The following is a 1183-nucleotide window of genomic DNA, read 5'->3' as shown; positions in this document are numbered from 1 at the left end:
GCTCGCCCTCGGCCGAGAGCAGCACATTGGAGAGGATCGGGATGGTGTTGCGGCGTTCCACCGCGCTTTGCACATGCCCGAGCGCCTTCAGAAGCGCCGCCCGCTCGATCGTCAATTTCATGGTCAGTCCGAACCTGTGGCCAACGGCGCGCCCGTGCGCCGCCGCCCCCCGAGAGGAAGGGACTTGCGACTTTAGCCGAATTGCCGCCGTGCGGAAGGGGGCTGGGCCCGCTGGCTTGATGATCTGATAACTATGTGGCGTTGGGCCGCGTCCCGCGGGTCTGCGCAGGTGACCAAGGGACATTGCGCCCCTATCTTGGAGCCATGACCGACACGCCGATCGCCGACGCCCCGCCACTGCCCGACCTGCCCCGCGACAACACCCAGGACGGGCCGGCGGTCCGACTCTATCTGGTGGACGGATCGGGCTTCATCTTCCGGGCCTTCCACGCCCTGCCGCCGCTGACCCGCAAGAGCGACGGCCTGCCCATCGGGGCGGTCTCGGGCTTCTGCAACATGCTGTGGAAGCTGCTGGTGGACATGAAGGCCCAGGCCGACGCCCCCACCCACCTGGCGGTGATCTTCGACCACTCCGGCGACACGTTCCGAAACCGGCTCTACGACAGATACAAGGCCCACCGTCCGCCGCCGCCGGAGGACCTGATCCCGCAATTCCCCCTGGTGCGCGAGGCCACCCGAGCTTTCGGCGTGCCCTCCATCGAGCTCAAGGACTACGAGGCCGACGACCTGATCGCGGCCTATGCCTGCAAGGTGCGCGACATGGGCGGGGAGGTGCGGATCATCTCCTCCGACAAGGACCTGATGCAGCTGGTGGGGGACCGGGTGTTCATGATGGACACCATGAAGAACCTACTGATCGGCCGCGAGCAGGTGATCGAGAAGTTCGGAGTGCCGCCGGAGAAGGTGGTGGACGTCCAGTCCCTGTGCGGCGACAGCGTCGACAATGTGCCGGGCGCGCCGGGGATCGGCATCAAGACCGCCGCCCTGCTGATCAACGAGTATGGCGACCTCGACACGCTCTTGGCTCGCGCTGGCGAGGTCAAGCAGGACAAGCGCCGCCAGACCCTGATCGACTTCGCCGACCAGATTCGGCTGTCGCGGGAGCTGGTTCGGCTGGACTGTGACACCCCCCTGCCCTCCCCCCTCGAGGACCTGCTGGTGG

The 1183-nt window shown here is 66.9% G+C and carries 1 protein-coding gene and 1 pseudogene; one reads left to right on the top strand and one right to left on the bottom strand.

Annotation, left to right across the window (positions count from 1 at the left end):
- Positions 1-121: pseudogene (locus tag Q7T09_RS10650) on the bottom strand (DNA polymerase III subunit beta); the annotation flags it as partial.
- A gap of 203 nt (positions 122-324) precedes the next feature.
- Here Q7T09_RS10650 and Q7T09_RS10645 point away from each other — a divergent pair.
- On the top strand, positions 325-1183 hold an 859-nt coding region (locus Q7T09_RS10645), incomplete at its 3' end, for a 5'-3' exonuclease H3TH domain-containing protein (RefSeq protein ID WP_304699581.1).

This window comes from Phenylobacterium sp. (assembly GCF_030645195.1).
Lineage (GTDB): Bacteria > Pseudomonadota > Alphaproteobacteria > Caulobacterales > Caulobacteraceae > Phenylobacterium.
Note: the sequence above shows the minus strand (reverse complement) of the source record. Positions and strands in the feature narration are given on the sequence as shown.